The organism is uncultured Campylobacter sp. (assembly GCF_938040115.1).
Lineage (GTDB): Bacteria > Campylobacterota > Campylobacteria > Campylobacterales > Campylobacteraceae > Campylobacter_A.
The window spans coordinates 1-1914 of sequence record NZ_CALHXD010000254.1 but is presented as its reverse complement, the minus strand read 5'-3'; the positions used below and the strand labels follow the sequence as shown (position 1 = coordinate 1914).

Sequence of the window (1914 nt, the reverse complement as noted above, 5' to 3'; positions counted from 1 at the left end):
CGACCTTTTGCATCACGACCGTGTCGCTGGCGCCTTTTGAGCGCGAGACGCTAAATCCCGCCGTCTCCAGCCCGTCCATCCTAGAGCGCGACCTAACCTCGGCGTGCGAGTCCTCCACGCGAGCGATGTCGCCCAGACGGACATTTCGACCGCCGTCTAGCCAGATAGGAGTATCAGAAAGCTCCTCGACGCTCTTTGCGCCGCCTGTTACGCGCAGGCTATTTTCCGCACCGTCTAAAACCGTCCTGCCGGCGGGCAAATCAGCATTATTTTGTGCAAGCTGCTTGCTGATATAAGCCGCGTCTATCTTTAGCGAGCTAAGAGCGGCGGGATCTAAAAGCACCCTAATCTCGCGCGTAGTGCCGCCTAGACGCTTTACCTGCTGAACGCCCGGGATCGCTAGCAGCCGCCTTTTTATCTCGTTATCTATCAGGTGCGATATCTCGCTTTGGTCTAAATTTACGCTTCCTACCGAATAAAACGCCAGCGTGCCGCCCTCGACGTCCACGCGCTCTACCAGCGGCGTATCGATGCCGGCGGGTAGTTCGTCTCTGATCTGCGAGATAGCGTTTCGCACGTCGTTTACGGCTCTATCGACGTCCGTCTCGATAGCAAACTCCACTGTGGTAGCCGAGCTACCCTCGGAGATCGTAGAGCTAACGTGCCTCACGTCCGCCAACCCGCTCACGGCGTCCTCGATGCGCCTAGTAGTCGAGCTTTCCAGCTGCGTAGGCGACGCGCCCGCCTGCGTGACCGTGACGCTAACGATAGGGAAATTTACGTTTGGGTTTGCGTTTATCGGTAGGCGCAGAAACGACGCTACGCCGCCTAAGCTAAGCGCGATAAAAAGCACGATAATCGGAACGGGATGGCGAATCGCCCAAGACGAAATTTTCACTCCACACTCCTTTGCGCCGCTTCGCCGTCATTTACCAGTGAGGCGGCTTTTAGCGCGACCTCATCGTCCTTGCTGACACCTGAAATCACCTGAACTAGCCCGTTTGCTCTAAGTCCGGTTTGGATTTTTCGCTTCTGCGCCTTGCCGTCTTTTATTAGCGTCGCAAACGCGCCCTCGTCCGTAAACGAAACAGCCTGCGCAGGCAGTGCTAACGCGCTAAATTCGGGCAGATCGATGACGACTTTAGCATATGAACCGATAAATTTCGCCTCGCCGTCTAGCGAAATTTTGACCTTGCCTAGGCGTGAGCTTGTATCCACGCTCACGGGCACTAGCCGCACTTTGCCTTTCACAGCCTCTTTTACGCCGTAAATTTGAGCCGTCGCGCCCATACCGACTTTTATCTGCGCTAGCTCGGCTGCGTCCGCGTCCGCAGATAGCTCGATGACGCCGTCTTTTGCGATGTTAAACAAAGCCTCGCCGCTAGTTAACGCGCCGATTTGGGCTTTTTTGGCCGTTACGACGCCGCTAACGGGCGCTATCACGCTAGCTTTGCCGAGCTGATCTTTAGCTTCCGCGATCTGCGCGTCTATCTGCGAAATTTGGGCTTTTGCGGAGTTTAGATTCGCTCTGGCGCTTGCTTCTTTCGCGTTTGCTTGTTCGAGTTCTTGCGAGCTGATCGCCTTTTTTGCGGCCAAGTCTTTAGCCCTCTTTAGCGCTGAGCTAGCCTCGCTAAAAGCAGCCTTGGTGGAGTTTAAATTTTGCTTTGCGGCCTCGAGAGCGGCGGTTTGCTGGTCAAATTTCGCTTTTACGCCGGCATTATCTAGCAGGGCTAAAATTTGCCCCTTTTGCACGTTTTCGCCCACTTCGGCTAAGATTTGGGCGATTTGTTGGCCTTGCAGCGCCGAACCTACTGCGACATCGTCTTTAGCGACCAGTTCGCCGTGTAAATTTAGCTTTGGATTAAATTTTTGGACCTTGGGCGATACGACCGTGAGCTTTATCGCTTCGTCGTT

The 1914-nt window shown here is 54.7% G+C and carries 2 protein-coding genes; both read right to left on the bottom strand.

What is annotated here, in order from left to right; translation table 11 throughout:
• Positions 1-898: efflux RND transporter permease subunit (locus Q0314_RS08535; protein ID WP_298058252.1), on the bottom strand; the 898-nt coding region annotated here is incomplete at its 3' end.
• Positions 895-1914, bottom strand: a 1020-nt coding sequence (locus Q0314_RS08530) for an efflux RND transporter periplasmic adaptor subunit (RefSeq protein WP_298058248.1), incomplete at its 5' end; no start/stop codon positions are given. The genes Q0314_RS08530 and Q0314_RS08535, both read right to left, overlap by 4 nt.